This is a genomic window from Pseudonocardia sp. EC080619-01 (assembly GCF_001420995.1).
GTDB lineage: Bacteria > Actinomycetota > Actinomycetes > Mycobacteriales > Pseudonocardiaceae > Pseudonocardia.
In genome coordinates this window covers 4,185,792-4,199,773 of record NZ_CP012184.1, presented here as the reverse complement: position 1 = coordinate 4,199,773, position 13,982 = coordinate 4,185,792, and the positions used below count along the sequence as shown (strand labels likewise).

Sequence of the window (13,982 nt, the reverse complement as noted above, 5' to 3'; positions counted from 1 at the left end):
CCTTCACCGTCCGGCCGCGCCGTCGCGGCCCCGAGCGTCCAGGCGCCGGGCGAGGGCCTCGTAGTCCTCGGTCACCGCCTCCCAGGCGTAGGTCGCCAGGACGTGCTTCTTGCCGGCCCGTCCTTGCTCCTCGACCCTGTCCGGCGCGGCCTCGACGTCCTCGACCCGTTCGGCCACCGCAGTGGCATCACCGAAGTACGAACCGTCGTCCCGGACGATCTCGCGATTGAAGTCGACGTCCCAGGCGACGACGTAAGCACCGGCGCCCATCGCGCGCAGCAGCGACGGGTTGGTGCCGCCGACCGAGTGCCCGTGTAGATAACTGGCGCAGTTTGCATAGAGCTGGTCCAGCAGATCCTGATCCCACACCGCCCCGACCAGCTGAACCCGTTCGTCGGCGGCGGCGAGATCGGCTACACGGCGGTTGTACTCGGTCTCGTACGGCACGGACCCGACAACGACCAGCGGCAGCACAGCGCCGCTACGCGTGTAGCCGTCCACGATCACGTCGACGTGGTTCTCCGGCTCCATGCGCGCGACGACCAGGTGATAGCGGCCGGCTTCGAGGCCAAGCGGATCCAGCAACTCGGGTCTGTCCGGTTCGACCTCGGGAGCGCCGTAGGCGATGAAGTCGCTGCCCACCCCGTACTTGTGACGGTAGTAGTCCTCGATACCGCGAGCATCGGCGATCAATGCATCGGCCATTCGGGCAGCGAACCGCTCGCACAGCAGGTAGTAGGTGCGACCAGCACGACCCCATTTCGCCCTGCGCCACTCGAGCCCGTCCACATGCACTGCCACCGGTATCCGAAGGATCTTCAGGAAGATGATCAGTGGAGCGTTGGCCGCGTTGAACACGAGAGCGACGTCCGGCTGATGCCGACGTCGGACAGCATGCAAGACCGACAGGAACGTGTGTGAGAGCGTTTCGACTGAGCGGCCCCGCAAGCTCGGAAGCACGACCCGCCGCATGCCGAGATGGTGGGTGGACGCATCGTCCCGGCCACGGCAGTAGACGGTGACCTGGTGTCCTCTGTCCGCTAGCCGGCGCCCGATCTCCTCCACGGCGGTCTCGAATCCGCCATAGCGTGCGGGAACTCCTCGCGTACCGATCATGCTGATGTGCACGTAGTTCTCATCTCCCTCGCACCCTCACGGGACTCGGACGGCTCGATCAGCGGCCAGGACGTTGCACCCATGTGGTTCGCTCGCTGGCCCGCGGAGCCGATGCGCTCGCAGAACGCGGCCATCCCGCTGAGGCGCGCGGAGGGGAGTCCTCGGCCGCGCCGTGGCGATAGGTCCCACCGGCCTGGCCGTCACGCACGCTCTCGTAGGTGCCGTCGTAGCCGGAGTCGCGACCGATACGCCGAGCGGGCACGAGCGTGAGAATCACGCCGAGGACGTTTCCGGACACCGCACGCAGCGCATGGGAAGCAGAGGAGAGTTGCTGAGTCGTGGTGCGGCCGTAACCGCAGAGCAGCAGCGCTCCGTCGGTAGCGGGAAGGAGCGCAGCGGCATCGGCGACCGGTAGCACCGGCGGGGTGTCGATGAGAACGAGGTCGTAGGTGACCCGTGCCTCGTGGAGCAGAGTACGCATCTGATTGCTTCCGAGAAGCTCACTCGGATTCGGCGGAAGCACACCGCTCGGAAGCAGATCCAGCGAACCACCGCCCCAGTTGTGAACGGCACGCCCGAGCGACAACCCGCCGGAGAGGACGGTCGTCAGTCCGACAGCCCGGTCGACGCCGAACAGCGCCGAGACGCCCGGACGACGCAGATCACCTTCGATCAGTAGGACTCGCCGCCCCGTGGACGCCACCGCGGTGGCCAGGTTGGCGGTGGTGGTCGACTTACCTTCTCCAGCGACACCACTGGTGACGACCACGACCTTCCGCGGTTTGTCCACGTCGACGAACTGCAGGTTCGTACGGATCCGCCGGAAGTTCTCGGAGATCGGGGTGTTCGGCGACTCGTGAACGGTGAGTGGCGTGGCCGGAACGCTCGGGTCCAGCAGGACCGCGCCGAGGGCCGGCGCCTTCACGATCGCGGCTGCCTCGTCGGAGGTGGTCACAGTGTTGTCGAGCGCGTCGCGGACATAGGCCGCAACCACACCGATCACCAGCCCGACCGCCAACCCCAGTGCGAGCAGGAAAGCCGCCCCCGGTGACGACGGGGTATCCGGTACGGCAGCCGGCTGGATCACCCGTGCTCCGACGTAGGTGAGGTTCTGGTCGTTCTGGGGCCGTTCCAGTTCCCCGACGACCTCGCCGGTCACCTCGGCGACCGTGTTTGCGATGTCGGCCGCCCGCTGGGGCGACGGATCCGTCGCCGTCACCCCGAAGATCACGGAGTTCGGAGAACTGCTCGTACCCACCTGTGCTGCGAGATCGGCAGGCGTCGTCGCGAGCCCTAGACGTCGACCTGTCTCTCCGAGCACCCGGTCGCCGGTCACCAACTCGACGTAGGAGGTGATGCGGTCCTGGGAGAGCTGGGCACCCTGGTAGGCGTCCTGCGGGTTGTTGACGACCTGAGTCGTCACGAACAACGAGGTCTGCGCCGTGTACTCCGGCGATCGTCCGAACGAGACCGCAGCAGCGCTGAGCATCCCCAGCCCGACACAGACTGCGATGACGATCCAGCGCTCGCCCAGCACACGAAGGTGCCCACGCAAATTCATCCGCCATCCCGATCATGCGCTTGGTGATGATCACGGCTGACGAAGAGGTGCTTCGACGTCCGAAGACGCGGGCACCGACGTCGCGCAGCCGCTCGACGTCCTCCGACACGGAGCCTAATGCGTTACCCCATCGGGGGTAACTCGGGAGCGTGCTCAGTGCTGCGAATATTGCACACAGTTGCCGTGGTCAGGACTTTTACGCCCGTACATCGACCAGACGGGGGTAGCCGTTACTGATCTTCCAGAGACCGGTCGAGGCATCCGCGGAGGGCTGGCGATCCGCTGCGCGGTACTTTCATCCGTCGAAGCACGCGCCCCCAGCGCCGACGAGAGGCCCGCATTGCACCCCGACACCCCCGTCGTCATCCTCTGCGGAGGCCAGGGCACCCGCATCCGCGAGGCCAGCGAGTCCCTCCCGAAGGCCATGGTGGAGGTGGGCGGCCGCCCGATCGTCTGGCACATCATGAAGCTCTACCGCCAGGCCGGCTTCCGCCGCTTCGTCCTCTGCCTCGGCTACAAGAGCTGGGCGGTCAAGGAGTACTTCCTCGACTACCGGGCCCGTCAGGTCGACTTCACCCTGGCCATGTCCGACCGCCACCGCATCGACTTCCATGGCGGCGTCGACGAGGACTGGGAGATCACCTTCGCCGAGACCGGCCTGGAGGCCGCGACCGGCGCCCGCGTCCGGAAGATCGCCCCGTACGTCGACACCGACCACTTCTTCCTGACCTACGGCGACGGCGTCTCCGACATCGACATCGCCGCGCTGGCCGCGGAGCACGAGGCGTCCGGGAAGCTCGGGACGATCACCGGCGTCCACCCGACGTCGAAGTTCGGCGAGATGAACGTCGAGGGCGACGAGGTCGTCGAGTTCAACGAGAAGCCGACCCAGGTCTCCGGCTTCGTCTCCGGCGGGTTCTTCGCGTTCAGGCGCGAGTTCCTGGCCGAGTACCTCGACTCCGAGAGCGACGACCTGTGGCTCGAGCACGAGCCGCTGCAGAAGCTCGCCCGCGACGGGCAGCTGAACGTCCACCGGCACGACGGCTTCTGGTGCGCGATGGACACCTACAAGGACTTCCAGTACCTCAACGGCCTGTGGTCAGGCGGCGACGCACCGTGGAAGACCTGGTGAGCAGGGTTTCCCGGCACCGTCGGGGGCTTGGTCACAGTCCTCGCCGTGATCGGCGCGGGTAGCCGGAAAGCGAGTAGCTTGTCCGGCCGAGGCACGCTCCCCCCAGCGCCGGCGAGCGGCTCCCCCGAGCCGACGAAAGGTCCGTATGCACCCCGACACCCCAGTCGTCATCCTCTGCGGAGGCCAGGGCACCCGCATTCGCGAGGCCAGCGAGTCCCTCCCCAAGGCCATGGTGGAGATCGGCGGACGCCCGATCGTCTGGCACATCATGAAGCTCTACCGCCAGGCCGGCTTCCGCCGCTTCGTCCTCTGCCTCGGCTACAAGTCCTGGGCCATCAAGGAGTACTTCCTCGACTACCGGGCGCGGCTGGCGGACTTCACGCTCAACATGGGTGAGAAGCACCAGATCGACTTCCACAACGGGGTCGACGAGGACTGGGAGATCACCTTCGCGGAGACCGGCCTGGAGACGGCGACCGGCGCCCGCGTCCGCGCGATCCGCGACTACGTCGACACCGACAACTTCCTGCTGACCTACGGCGACGGCGTCTCCGACATCGACCTCGTCCGGCTCACCAAGGAGCACGAGGAGTCCGGGAAGGTCGGCACCGTCACCGGCGTCCACCCCACCTCGAAGTTCGGCGAGATGAACGTCGAGGGCGACGAGGTCGTCGAGTTCAACGAGAAGCCCACCCAGGTCTCGGGCTTCGTCTCCGGCGGGTTCTTCGCCTTCAAGCGCGAGTTCCTCGACGACTACCTCGACGACGACCCGCAGCTGTGGCTGGAGCACACCCCGCTGCAGAAGCTCGCCCGCGACGGCCAGCTGAACGTCCACCGCCACGACGGCTTCTGGTCGGCCATGGACACTTACAAGGACTTCCAGCACCTCAACGGGCTCTGGTCCCGCAACGAGGCCCCCTGGAAGGTCTGGTGACGCCCTGAGGCGCCCCCACGGACGACGACGGGCCGGTACGCGAGCTGCGTACCGGCCCGTCGTGCGTCTCAGGACGGGGTGCCGCTGAGCGTCTCGGACGGGTTCGCGTCGGCGTACTGCTCGACCGACCCGTTCCGGATCGCGTCCCACAGCTGCGGGCCGCGCTGGTCGTCGAGGTACACCACCGACTGCGCGCCCTCCCGGCCCAGGCCGGCGACCGGCGCCGTCAGGAAGCTGACGTCGGAGCCGCGCAGATTGCGGTTCTCCACCGCCAGCTGCACCAGGCCGGTGTTGGACAGCGAGTCGTCGATGCTCACCGCGTCACCCACGCTCGTCGCGAACGTGTACAGCGCGGCCGGGTCGGTCGTCGCCTTGCGCTGCACCTGCTCCAGCAGCGCCTTCATCGCGTTCTGCTGGCGCGCGGCGCGGTCGATGTCGCCGTTGGGCAGGTCGTAGCGCTGCCGGACGTAGGCCAGGGCCTGCGCACCGTCGAGGTGGTTCTCGCCCTGGACGAAGTCGACGCCGGCGTTGCTCGTGGCCCGCGCGACCGTCACGTCGATCCCGCCGACGGAGTCGACGAGCGAGGTGAACCCGGCGAAGTCGACGACCCCGAAGTGGTCGACGCGCACGCCCGTCAGCTGCTCGACCGTCCCGATCAGCAGCGACGGCCCGCCGAACGCGTAGGCGGCGTTGATCTTGTTCATGCCGCGGCCGGGGATGTCCACCCAGGAGTCGCGCGGGATCGAGACGACCGAGGCGCTCTGCCCGTCCGGCGCGAAGGTGCCGAGCATGATGACGTCACTGCGCTCGGACCCGGCGTCGACGCCCTCCTCGGCGCCGCTGCCGGTCGTCGGGACGTCCGAACGGGAGTCGGTGCCGACGAGCAGGAACGTCGTGCCGCCGAAGGTCGCCGGACGGTCGCCGGCGTCGAGGCCCTGGAAGGCGCCCGGGATGCGCGGGACGTCGTTGCCGACGCTCGACACCAGGTACACGAGCCCGCCGCCCACCACGAGCAGCAGCACGAGCACGAGGGCTCCGAAGGTGACCAGCAGCCGGCGCCCGGTACGGCGGGGCTTCACGGGGGGTGGGGTGACCACGTTGCGCATCGGGATCCTTCCGGGACCGTTCCGGACCGTCGGCCGGTCCGGTCCTCTCGTCGTCGTAGGACGCGCGTCGTTACCGCGGGGTTCGGCGCGTCGTCGGAATCGACGGGACGACTACGCATCGTCGCAGGTCAGAGATCCACAGCGACGCATGGTGAACGGAGGTGCGCCCGGTGTCATCAATTGGAGTGAACCACCGGCCGGATCGCTAATCCGCCGACCGGAGTAGGCGAGACAGAAGCAGAACGGCCGCCCGGGCCGTGCGACCGGCTGGAGGAGCTACCGATGAGCACCGCCCACGACACCGCCGCGAGCGTGTCCGCCACGACCGCCGACGCGATCCCGGCGCCGCGGGCCGCGACCGACGCCGAGAACACCTCGGCCACTCCCCCCGCCGTACCGGCCACGCCCACGACCGCGCTCTGCCGGTGCGGGCACGAGCAGGACGTCCACGAGCACTACCGCCCCGGGACCGACTGCGGGATCTGCGGCACCTCCTGCCGCGCGTTCCGCGCCGCGGCCGACCCGGGCACCACGCGTCGGCGCCGGCGGCGGGCCCGCCGGTCCTGACCGGCCCCGCTCAGGCCGCCGACAACCACGGCTCCCACGCCGGCAGCGGCTCGACCGCCAGCACGAGCACGCCGGCCCCGTTCCGCTTCGGCGGGCCGGGCTTCGTCCGCAGCGTCCAGCCGATCTCCTCCACGAGCCGGTCCGCCTTGCGCGAGTTGCACGCCTTGCAGGCGGCGACGCAGTTCTCCCAGCTGTGCGCGCCACCGCGGCTGCGCGGGATCACGTGGTCGATGGTGTCGGCACGCTTCGTGCAGTAGGCGCAGCGACGGCTGTCGCGCCGCAGCACCCCGGCCCGGGTCATCGGGACCGCGCGCCGGTAGGGGACGCGGACGTAGCGGGACAGGCGCAGCACCGAGGGAGCGGGGAGGGTGAGGCTCTCCGAGTGGAACGAGGTGCCCTCCAGCGCCTCCTGGAGACACTCGGCCTTGCCGGAGAGCAGCAGGCAGATCGCACGTTTCGACGTGACGACGGCCAGCGGTTCGAAACTGGCGTTGAGGAGCAGGACCCGGGACCCCGTCGGGACCGGAGCCGTGGTCAGCGGCTCGATCCCCGGTGCCGGGAGGTGATCTTCGGGGATGCCGTCGTCGGGGAGCGGATCGACCGCTCGCAGATCGGGGGCGACGACGGACTCGGCACCATGGGGGACGGGTTGTCGGTGCGGCACGCGACCACCTCCGCGACTGCTCGAGGTCCGGCTTGTAGTCGACCATACGGAAGCGAGGTTTCGCGAGTGTGATATCGGAACCGCCGGCGCGTGTCCGGCGGGTTCCCGCCGACGGACCAGGGTGGCCCGCGTATCCCTGTCCGCGGCCCGCGTCAGACCCCGAGCGACCCGGGTCACACCGCCGTAACCAGCGGAAACGCTTGCTTCACCGGGGGCGTGGAGTCCGCCACAGCCGCGTGTGGCGACACCGTGTCGGCGGTTATACACGGCATATGGACGAGAACACGGTCGACGACAGGACGACGGCGCGCGACTCCGCCTGCACCTGCTGCGGCCGCCGCGGCGCCCGCGAGCGCCTGCAGGTCACCGGGCCCGGCGCGCCGCACTTCGTCGCGGTGTGCCCGTACTGCGACCTGCAGCCCGCCGAGCTCCAGGGCTGGTTGGGCGAACGCTGAGCCTCCCGCGGGCCCGCCGCCCGACGCGGACCGCACTCGGTGTCCGACGCCGGGACCGCAGCGGCATCAGGTGCCCGGGTCAGATCCCGGCCGGGTGCGTCGCCGATTGCGGACGAGCCACTCGGCGATGTCGGCGAGCTTCATGTTGGTGTCCTGTGACGAGCGGACCATCATCTGGAAGGCGTCGGTGTCGTCGACGTCGAAGCGTTCCTGCAGGATCCCTTTGGCCTGACCGATGACGTCACGGCTCTCGAGAGCGACGCGCAGGTGCGCAGCCTTGTCCTCCCCGTGGAGAAGGACCGCGGCCTGGAGGGCGAACAGCCGGGCCAGGGTCGTCGCGGACTCGTCGAAGGCGTCCGGCGCGTAGGCGTACAGATTCAGGGCGGACCGCTGCCCGGGCTGGATCACCAGGGGTGTGGACAGTAAAGAACGGAAGCCCTTCTCGACCGCGGCAGGCCCGAAGACCGGCCACTCCTGCTGCGCCTTGACCCCTCCGAGGTCCGGGGCGTAGATCGTGGCACCGTCGGCCCCCCGGGCCGCGGCGTCGATACACGGGCCCTCTCCGAACTGCGCCTGCAGGTCGTCGAGAACGTGCACGTCGGTCCCGGTCGGATGACGTGAGGTGATCCGCGACCGGTCGGCCACGGTCCCCCCGCCGCCGTCGGCTCCCGGAACCGTGTCGACGGCCGCACCGACGATGCCGGCGAACACCCTGTCGAGGTCCTCGGGGTCGTCCCGCCGGAGCAGCGCCTGCGCCGCCCGGCTCAGCGACGCGACGACGTGGTCGTCGCCGGTTGTGTTCATTCCGGGTCCTCCGATCCGGAGCGGTCACAGCTGCGAGAGCTGCGGATCAGCAGAGTCGAAGCGACATGCGCTGCGCTCTACCTCCCGCTCGTGGTTCGACGGTCGAGGACGCACACGAAGATCGGAGCCGGACCGGCCGTCACCGGGGTGATGCCCGTTCGGCCTCTGCACGGCCGGGACACGGCCGTCAGCCGGTGTCCCGCGCCGTCCCGTCGAGTACCCCCGACGTCCCGGACGGCAAACCGGTGGACGGCATGAGGTGGCACCGCGCCCTCCCGGGACGGGGGCTCACGTTTCCGCCGCGCGCCTCGGGGGACCCGCTGGACGTCGACGACACCGGCACCGGGGAGCCCGCGGGTCCCCGGTGGGCGGAGAAGGAGGATCGGATGGGCCAGGACCAGTTCCGGCAACAGGACCCGGTCGCGCAGTACTCGGCACCCGGCAGCGGTGATCGGACCGTCGAGCACCCAGGACGCACGGCCGACCTGGACGTGTGGCCCGACCACGGGGAGCGGACCTACCGCGGCACCGGACGTCTTGAGGGGAAGAAGGCGGTGATCACCGGAGGTGACTCCGGGATCGGGCGGGCGGTGGCGATCGCCTTCGCCCGGGAGGGTGCCGACGTGGTGGTCACCCACCTGGAGGCGGAGGCCGACGACGCCGCGGAGACCGCGAGCTGGGTGCGGGAGGCGGGCCGCCGGGCGGTCACCGTGCCGGCCGACGTCCGGCGGGAGGAGACCTGCCGCGACATCGTGCACCGCACGGTGGACGAGCTCGGCGGGATCGACGTGCTCGTCAGCAACGCCGCCTACCAGATGTCGCAGGACAAGGGACTCGACGACATCACCACCGAACAGTTCGACCGGGTGATGAAGACCAACGTGTACGCCCTGTTCTGGCTCGCCAAGGCCGCCGTTCCCCATATGCGGCCGGGCGCGTCGATCATCGCGAGCTCGTCGGTGCAGGCGTTCCAGCCGTCGGTGCACCTCCTGGACTACGCGGCGTCGAAGGCGGCGGTCGCGAACATGGTGCAGGGGCTCGGCCACAACCTGATCGGGCGAGGGATCCGGGTGAACGCGGTGGCCCCCGGGCCGGTCTGGACCCCCTTGATCCCGGCGACGATGGACGAGAAGAAGCTCGAGTCGTTCGGCGCGCAGGCACCGATGGGGCGGGCCGCACAGCCCGCCGAGCTGGCGCCGTTCTACGTCTTCCTCGCCTCGCAGGAGTCGAGCTACATGACCTCGGAGGTCGTGGGGGTCACCGGAGGGGCTCCCATCACCTGAGTCCTGTTTCCACATCCGGGGCCCGGGTAGGCGGCCGCGCGACCGGCACGAACGGAGAGGAGCACCGATGCGTGCACTGACCTGGCACGGGCGTCGTGACGTCCGGGTCGACACCGTCCCCGATCCGATCGTCGAGAAACCCGACGACGTGATCGTGAAGATCACCAGCACCGGTCTGTGCGGCTCCGACCTGCACCTCTATGAGGTGCTCGGGCCGTACCTCACGGCCGGGGACATCCTCGGGCACGAGCCGATGGGGGTCGTCGCCGAGACCGGCTCCGCCGTCACCGAGCTGGCGGTGGGCGATCGCGTGGTCATCCCGTTCAACGTCAGCTGCGGAACCTGTGCGAACTGCGGACAGGGGCTGCAGTCGCAGTGCGAGACCACCCAGAACCGCGAGATGGGCACCGGTGCCTCGCTGTTCGGCTACACCAAGCTCTACGGACAGGTCCCGGGCGGGCAGGCCGAGTACCTGCGCGTGCCGTTCGGCAACTCCCTGCCGATCCGGGTCCCGGACGGCCCGCCCGACGAGCGCTTCGTGTTCCTGTCCGACGTTCTCCCCACCGCGTACCAGGCGGTGCAGTACGCGGACACGCCCCGGAACGGCACGCTCGTCGTCCTCGGGCTCGGTCCGATCGGTGACATGTGTACCCGGGTCGCCCGGCATCTCGGGGTGCGGCAGGTGGTCGGGGTCGATCTCGAGCCCGAGCGCCTGCGCCGTGTCGAGCGCCGGGGGACCACGGCTCTCGACCTGCGGGACGGCGACGAGGCGGTCCGGGAGGTGGTGCGGACGCTGACCGACGGCAGGGGCGCCGACGCGGTGATCGACGCCGTCGGGATGGAGGCTCACGGCTCGCCCGTCGCGACCGCGGGGCAGAAGCTGGCCGCCGCCCTGCCGACCGCGCTCGGGCAGAAGCTGATGGAGACCGCGGGCACCGACCGCACATCGGCACTGGACCTGGCTATCGATCTCGTCCGCCGGGGCGGGACGATCTCGCTCTCCGGGGTGTACGGCGGCTCCGCCACGCCGATGCCGATGCTGACGCTGTTCGACAAGCAGATCCAGCTCCGGATGGGGCAGGCCAACGTGTGGCGGTGGGTCCCCGACCTGATCCCCCTGCTCTGCGACGACGACCCGCTCGGCGTCGACGAGTTCGCCACCCACCGGATGCCGCTGGAGCAGGCGCCCGACGCCTACCGGATGTTCCAGGAGAAGCGGGACGGCGCAGTGAAGGTCCTCCTCGCGCCGGCGGGCTCCGTCTAGGCGCGGAGCGCCCCGAGGACGTCGGCGACCAGGTCGTCGGTGTCCTCGATCCCGCAGGACAGCCGGACCAGGCCGTCGGGGACGGCGTCGCCCCAGCGGGACCGCCGGTCGGCGGCGGTGCGGGTGCCGCCGAAGCTGGTCGCCGAGTCGACGAGCGTGGTGCGGTCCAGGAACTCCGACACCGCGTGCACGTCGGGCAGGGTGAACCGCAGGACGCCGTTCCAGCGCCGCATCTGACGCGACGCCGGCGCGTGCGACGGGTCGTCGGCCAGACCGGGCCAGCGGACGTCGGACACCGCGACGGTGCCCGCCGCCGCTGCCTCGCGCAGCGCCACCGCCACCGCGCGGGCGTTCTCCGCCTGCCGGGCGAGCCGCAGGTCGAGGGTGGCCAGGCCGCGCAGCGCCAGCCAGGTCTCCATCGGCCCGGCGATCGCGCCGCCGCGGGTCCGGAAGCCGCGGATCCGCTCCGCGTGCACCGGGCCCGCCGTGCTGACGTGCCCGACGAGCAGGTCGCCGTGCCCGGACAGCGCCTTCGTGTCGGACGCGACGACGACGTCGGCCCCCAGGTCCAGCGGCCGCTGCCCGAGCGGCGTCGCGGTGGTGTTGTCGACGGCGACGACCGCGCCGGCCGCGTGCGCGGCCTCGGCGATCGCGGTGATGTCGCAGACCTCCAGCCCCGGGTTCGACGGCGTCTCCAGCAGCACCAGCCCGGGCCGGTGCTCGGCGATCGCGGACGCCCAGTCCCCCGCCGTCGGGCAGTACGCGACCGGCACCCCGAGCGGCGCGAGCTCCTCGTCGGCGAGCGCCCGGGCGACGTAGTAGCCGTCGGCGGGCAGCAGCACACCACGGTCGGTGGAGGCGAAGGCGCGCAGCACCGCCGCGATCGCGGCCATGCCGGACGGGAAGACCGTGCAGGCACCGCCGTCGAGATCACCGACGACGGCCTCGTACTCCCGCCAGGTCGGGTTGTCGGCGCGGGCGTAGAAGTCCGTCCCGGACTCCGCCTGCTCCGGACGCCCGAGATGGAAGGTGCTGGTCAGAACCGGTCCACGATGGACCGGCTCACCCACCCCGTGCTCGCCGTGCCCGCCGCCCCGAACGCACCTGGTGCCGTCGCCGCTCATCGCTGGTGACCCTACGCTCGTGAGTGGTTGTGTCGGTCCTGACCGCGTTTTCCACTCACGGGCGCGAAGCGCCTACTCAGGCTTCGGCGCCCGCGAGATCAGCTCCTTGGCCATCTGGCGGGCGGTCATCCCCTCGTGGCACACCCGGCGCACCGCGTCGGCGATCGGGAGCTCGACGCCGTTGCGCTCCCCCAGCTCGCAGATCGACAGGCAGGACTTCACGCCCTCGGCGACCTGGCCGTGGTTGGCGCGCTCGGCCTCGCCGAGGCTCGCTCCGCGGCCCAGCTGCTCGCCGAAGGTCCGGTTGCGCGACAGCGGCGAGCTGCAGGTCGCCACCAGGTCGCCCATCCCGGCCAGCCCGGCGAACGTCAGCGGGGAGGCACCGAGCGCCATCCCGAGCCGGGACATCTCGGCGAGCCCGCGGGTGATCAGCGACGCCCGCGAGTTGTCGCCGAGCCCCATCCCGGACGCGACGCCGACGGCCAGCGCGATCACGTTCTTGCCTGCCCCGCCGAGCTCGGCGCCGATCACGTCGGTGTTGGTGTAGGCGCGGAAGTAGCCGGTCGCGCAGGCGGTCTGCAGGGCCACCGCGCGCTCGTGGTCCGGGCAGGCGATGACGGTCGCGGTCGGCTCCTCGTGCGCGATCTCCGCGGCCAGGTTCGGCCCGGAGACGACGGCGAGGCGGTCGGCGCCGACGCCGGTGACGTCGTCGATCACCTCGGTCATCCGCTTCAGCGTCCCCAGCTCGACGCCCTTGGCCAGGCTGGTGATCGTGACGCCGTCCGGGATGAGCCCCCGCCAGTGCTCGAGGTTCGACCGCAGCGACTGCGACGGGACCGCGAGGACCACGGCGTCGGCGTCGTGCAGGGCCTCGGCGGGGTCGTGGGTCGCGGACAGCTTCGCGGGCAGCTCGATCTCGGGCAGGTAGTCCGGGTTGCGGCGCCCGGAGTTGATCGCGTCCGCGACCTCGGCGCGGCGGGCCCACAGCCGGACCTCCCGGCCGGCGTCGCCGAGGACCTTCGCGAACGCGGTGCCCCAGCTGCCGGCGCCGAGCACGGCGACCCGCTGGACGTCGTGCACCGGCTCGTTGACCGGGCGTTCCCCGAACGGCGGCGCGCTCACCGGCCGGCCTCCTTGCCCGAACCGCTGGGCCGGTAGAACTCCTCCGGGGCGGTCTCGGCGCGCACGTCGGCCAGCAGGTCACGCACCCGGCTCATGATCAGGTCGGTCACCTCGCGCAGCACGACGGCGTCGAGCGGGCGTCCGCGGTACGCCGACAGGTCCACCGGTTCCCCGGCCCGGAGCACCAGCTCGGTGCGGGGCAGCGGGCGGAACCGCTTGCCGTAGTGGTCGTACACCTCGCGGGTGCCCCAGTGCACCATCGGCACCACCGGCACGTCGGAGGCCAGCGCCATCCGGGCGACGCCGGTGCGCGACCGCATCGGCCAGCCCTCCGGGTCCCGGGTGATGGTGCCCTCCGGGTAGATGATGACGATCTTGCCGTCGGCCAGGGCCTGCGTCCCGGCGGACAGGCTCTGCTGGGCGTCGGCGGTGTCCCGGAACACCGGGATCTGCCCGCTGCCGCGCAGGATCGACCCCAGCACCGGGACGTCCCACAGGCTGTTCTTCGCCATGAACCGCGGCACCCGGCGCGCGGTGTGCACGAACAGCGCCGTGTGGATCGGGTCCAGGTACGAGATGTGGTTGCCGACCAGCAGTGCCCCGCCGGTCGAGGGCAGGTGCTCGCGGCCCTGGTAGCGCTGCCGCCCCGTCAGCCACCCCACCGGGTAGAAGACCGTGGCGGCGAGCCCGACCCAGAATCCGCCCTTCTCGCGGGCCACCGGCGGCCTCCTCCCACCCGCAGCGTGGCGGGGTCGTCAGCGGTCCCCGGACCGCAGCCGATCCGGATCTCTGGTGCAGAAGTCTCCCCACATCGGGCGGCCCGGGTAAACCCACCCCCGGAACGGGTCCG

At 70.7% G+C, this 13,982-nt stretch carries 14 protein-coding genes; 6 read left to right on the top strand and 8 right to left on the bottom strand.

From position 1 onward, the window contains the following. Window positions 1-3: 3 nt before the first annotated feature. Together AD017_RS19655 and AD017_RS19650 are read right to left on the bottom strand one after the other, a co-directional pair. Window positions 4-1,128: a DUF1972 domain-containing protein gene (locus tag AD017_RS19655; RefSeq protein ID WP_227012788.1), complete on the bottom strand. Its 1,125-nt coding sequence runs from the start codon at window positions 1,126-1,128 to the stop codon at window positions 4-6. A 46-nt stretch (window positions 1,129-1,174) separates the two neighbouring features. Next, window positions 1,175-2,653, bottom strand: a complete 1,479-nt coding sequence (locus tag AD017_RS19650; protein WP_060575062.1) for a polysaccharide biosynthesis tyrosine autokinase — start codon at window positions 2,651-2,653, stop codon at window positions 1,175-1,177. 364 nt (window positions 2,654-3,017) lie between these two features. On the opposite strand from AD017_RS19650, the gene AD017_RS19645 reads away from it, so the two are divergent. Both AD017_RS19645 and AD017_RS19640 read left to right on the top strand, forming a co-directional pair. Beyond that, window positions 3,018-3,809: a glucose-1-phosphate cytidylyltransferase gene (locus AD017_RS19645; protein WP_010241198.1), complete on the top strand. Its 792-nt coding sequence runs from the start codon at window positions 3,018-3,020 to the stop codon at window positions 3,807-3,809. 145 nt (window positions 3,810-3,954) lie between these two features. Further along, a complete protein-coding gene (locus tag AD017_RS19640) occupies window positions 3,955-4,743 on the top strand; it encodes a glucose-1-phosphate cytidylyltransferase (protein WP_060575061.1) in 789 nt (262 codons plus the stop codon). Window positions 4,744-4,811: 68 nt separating this feature from the next. On the opposite strand, the gene AD017_RS19635 is transcribed toward AD017_RS19640, so the two are convergent. After that, on the bottom strand, window positions 4,812-5,849 hold the full coding sequence (locus AD017_RS19635) for an LCP family protein (protein WP_060575060.1): 1,038 nt from the start codon (window positions 5,847-5,849) through the stop codon (window positions 4,812-4,814). Window positions 5,850-6,131: 282 nt separating this feature from the next. On the opposite strand from AD017_RS19635, the gene AD017_RS19630 reads away from it, so the two are divergent. Further along, the gene (locus tag AD017_RS19630) at window positions 6,132-6,416 is read left to right on the top strand and encodes a hypothetical protein (RefSeq protein ID WP_060575059.1); all 285 of its coding nucleotides are present in this window, start codon (window positions 6,132-6,134) and stop codon (window positions 6,414-6,416) included. Window positions 6,417-6,426: 10 nt separating this feature from the next. Here AD017_RS19630 and AD017_RS19625 read toward each other — a convergent pair whose 3' ends face one another. Further along, on the bottom strand, window positions 6,427-7,080 hold the full coding sequence (locus AD017_RS19625; protein WP_010241188.1) for an HNH endonuclease: 654 nt from the start codon (window positions 7,078-7,080) through the stop codon (window positions 6,427-6,429). 272 nt (window positions 7,081-7,352) lie between these two features. On the opposite strand from AD017_RS19625, the gene AD017_RS19620 reads away from it, so the two are divergent. Then, on the top strand, window positions 7,353-7,535 hold the full coding sequence (locus AD017_RS19620) for a hypothetical protein (RefSeq protein ID WP_060575058.1): 183 nt from the start codon (window positions 7,353-7,355) through the stop codon (window positions 7,533-7,535). Between the two features lie 66 nt (window positions 7,536-7,601). Here AD017_RS19620 and AD017_RS19615 read toward each other — a convergent pair whose 3' ends face one another. Further along, window positions 7,602-8,339 (bottom strand): GAF and ANTAR domain-containing protein, encoded by a 738-nt coding sequence (locus AD017_RS19615; protein WP_060575057.1) that lies wholly within the window; start codon window positions 8,337-8,339, stop codon window positions 7,602-7,604. 386 nt (window positions 8,340-8,725) lie between these two features. Here AD017_RS19615 and AD017_RS19610 point away from each other — a divergent pair, with 386 nt between their 5' ends. Together AD017_RS19610 and AD017_RS19605 are read left to right on the top strand one after the other, a co-directional pair. After that, window positions 8,726-9,622: an SDR family oxidoreductase gene (locus AD017_RS19610; RefSeq protein ID WP_060576491.1), complete on the top strand. Its 897-nt coding sequence runs from the start codon at window positions 8,726-8,728 to the stop codon at window positions 9,620-9,622. 67 nt (window positions 9,623-9,689) lie between these two features. Continuing rightward, window positions 9,690-10,886, top strand: coding sequence for an alcohol dehydrogenase catalytic domain-containing protein (locus AD017_RS19605; protein ID WP_060575056.1), 1,197 nt, complete (start codon window positions 9,690-9,692; stop codon window positions 10,884-10,886). Here AD017_RS19605 and AD017_RS19600 read toward each other — a convergent pair. From AD017_RS19600 to AD017_RS19590, 3 genes are all read right to left on the bottom strand, one after another. Beyond that, a complete protein-coding gene (locus tag AD017_RS19600) occupies window positions 10,883-11,956 on the bottom strand; it encodes a cystathionine gamma-lyase (protein WP_255358492.1) in 1,074 nt (357 codons plus the stop codon). The two genes, AD017_RS19605 and AD017_RS19600, sit on opposite strands and share 4 nt — an antisense overlap. 126 nt (window positions 11,957-12,082) lie before the next feature. Then, window positions 12,083-13,132, bottom strand: a complete 1,050-nt coding sequence (locus tag AD017_RS19595; RefSeq protein ID WP_010241176.1) for an NAD(P)H-dependent glycerol-3-phosphate dehydrogenase — start codon at window positions 13,130-13,132, stop codon at window positions 12,083-12,085. Next, a complete protein-coding gene (locus AD017_RS19590; RefSeq protein WP_010241175.1) occupies window positions 13,129-13,851 on the bottom strand; it encodes a 1-acyl-sn-glycerol-3-phosphate acyltransferase in 723 nt (240 codons plus the stop codon). The genes AD017_RS19595 and AD017_RS19590 overlap by 4 nt, the downstream gene beginning before the upstream one ends. Window positions 13,852-13,982 lie beyond the last annotated feature (131 nt).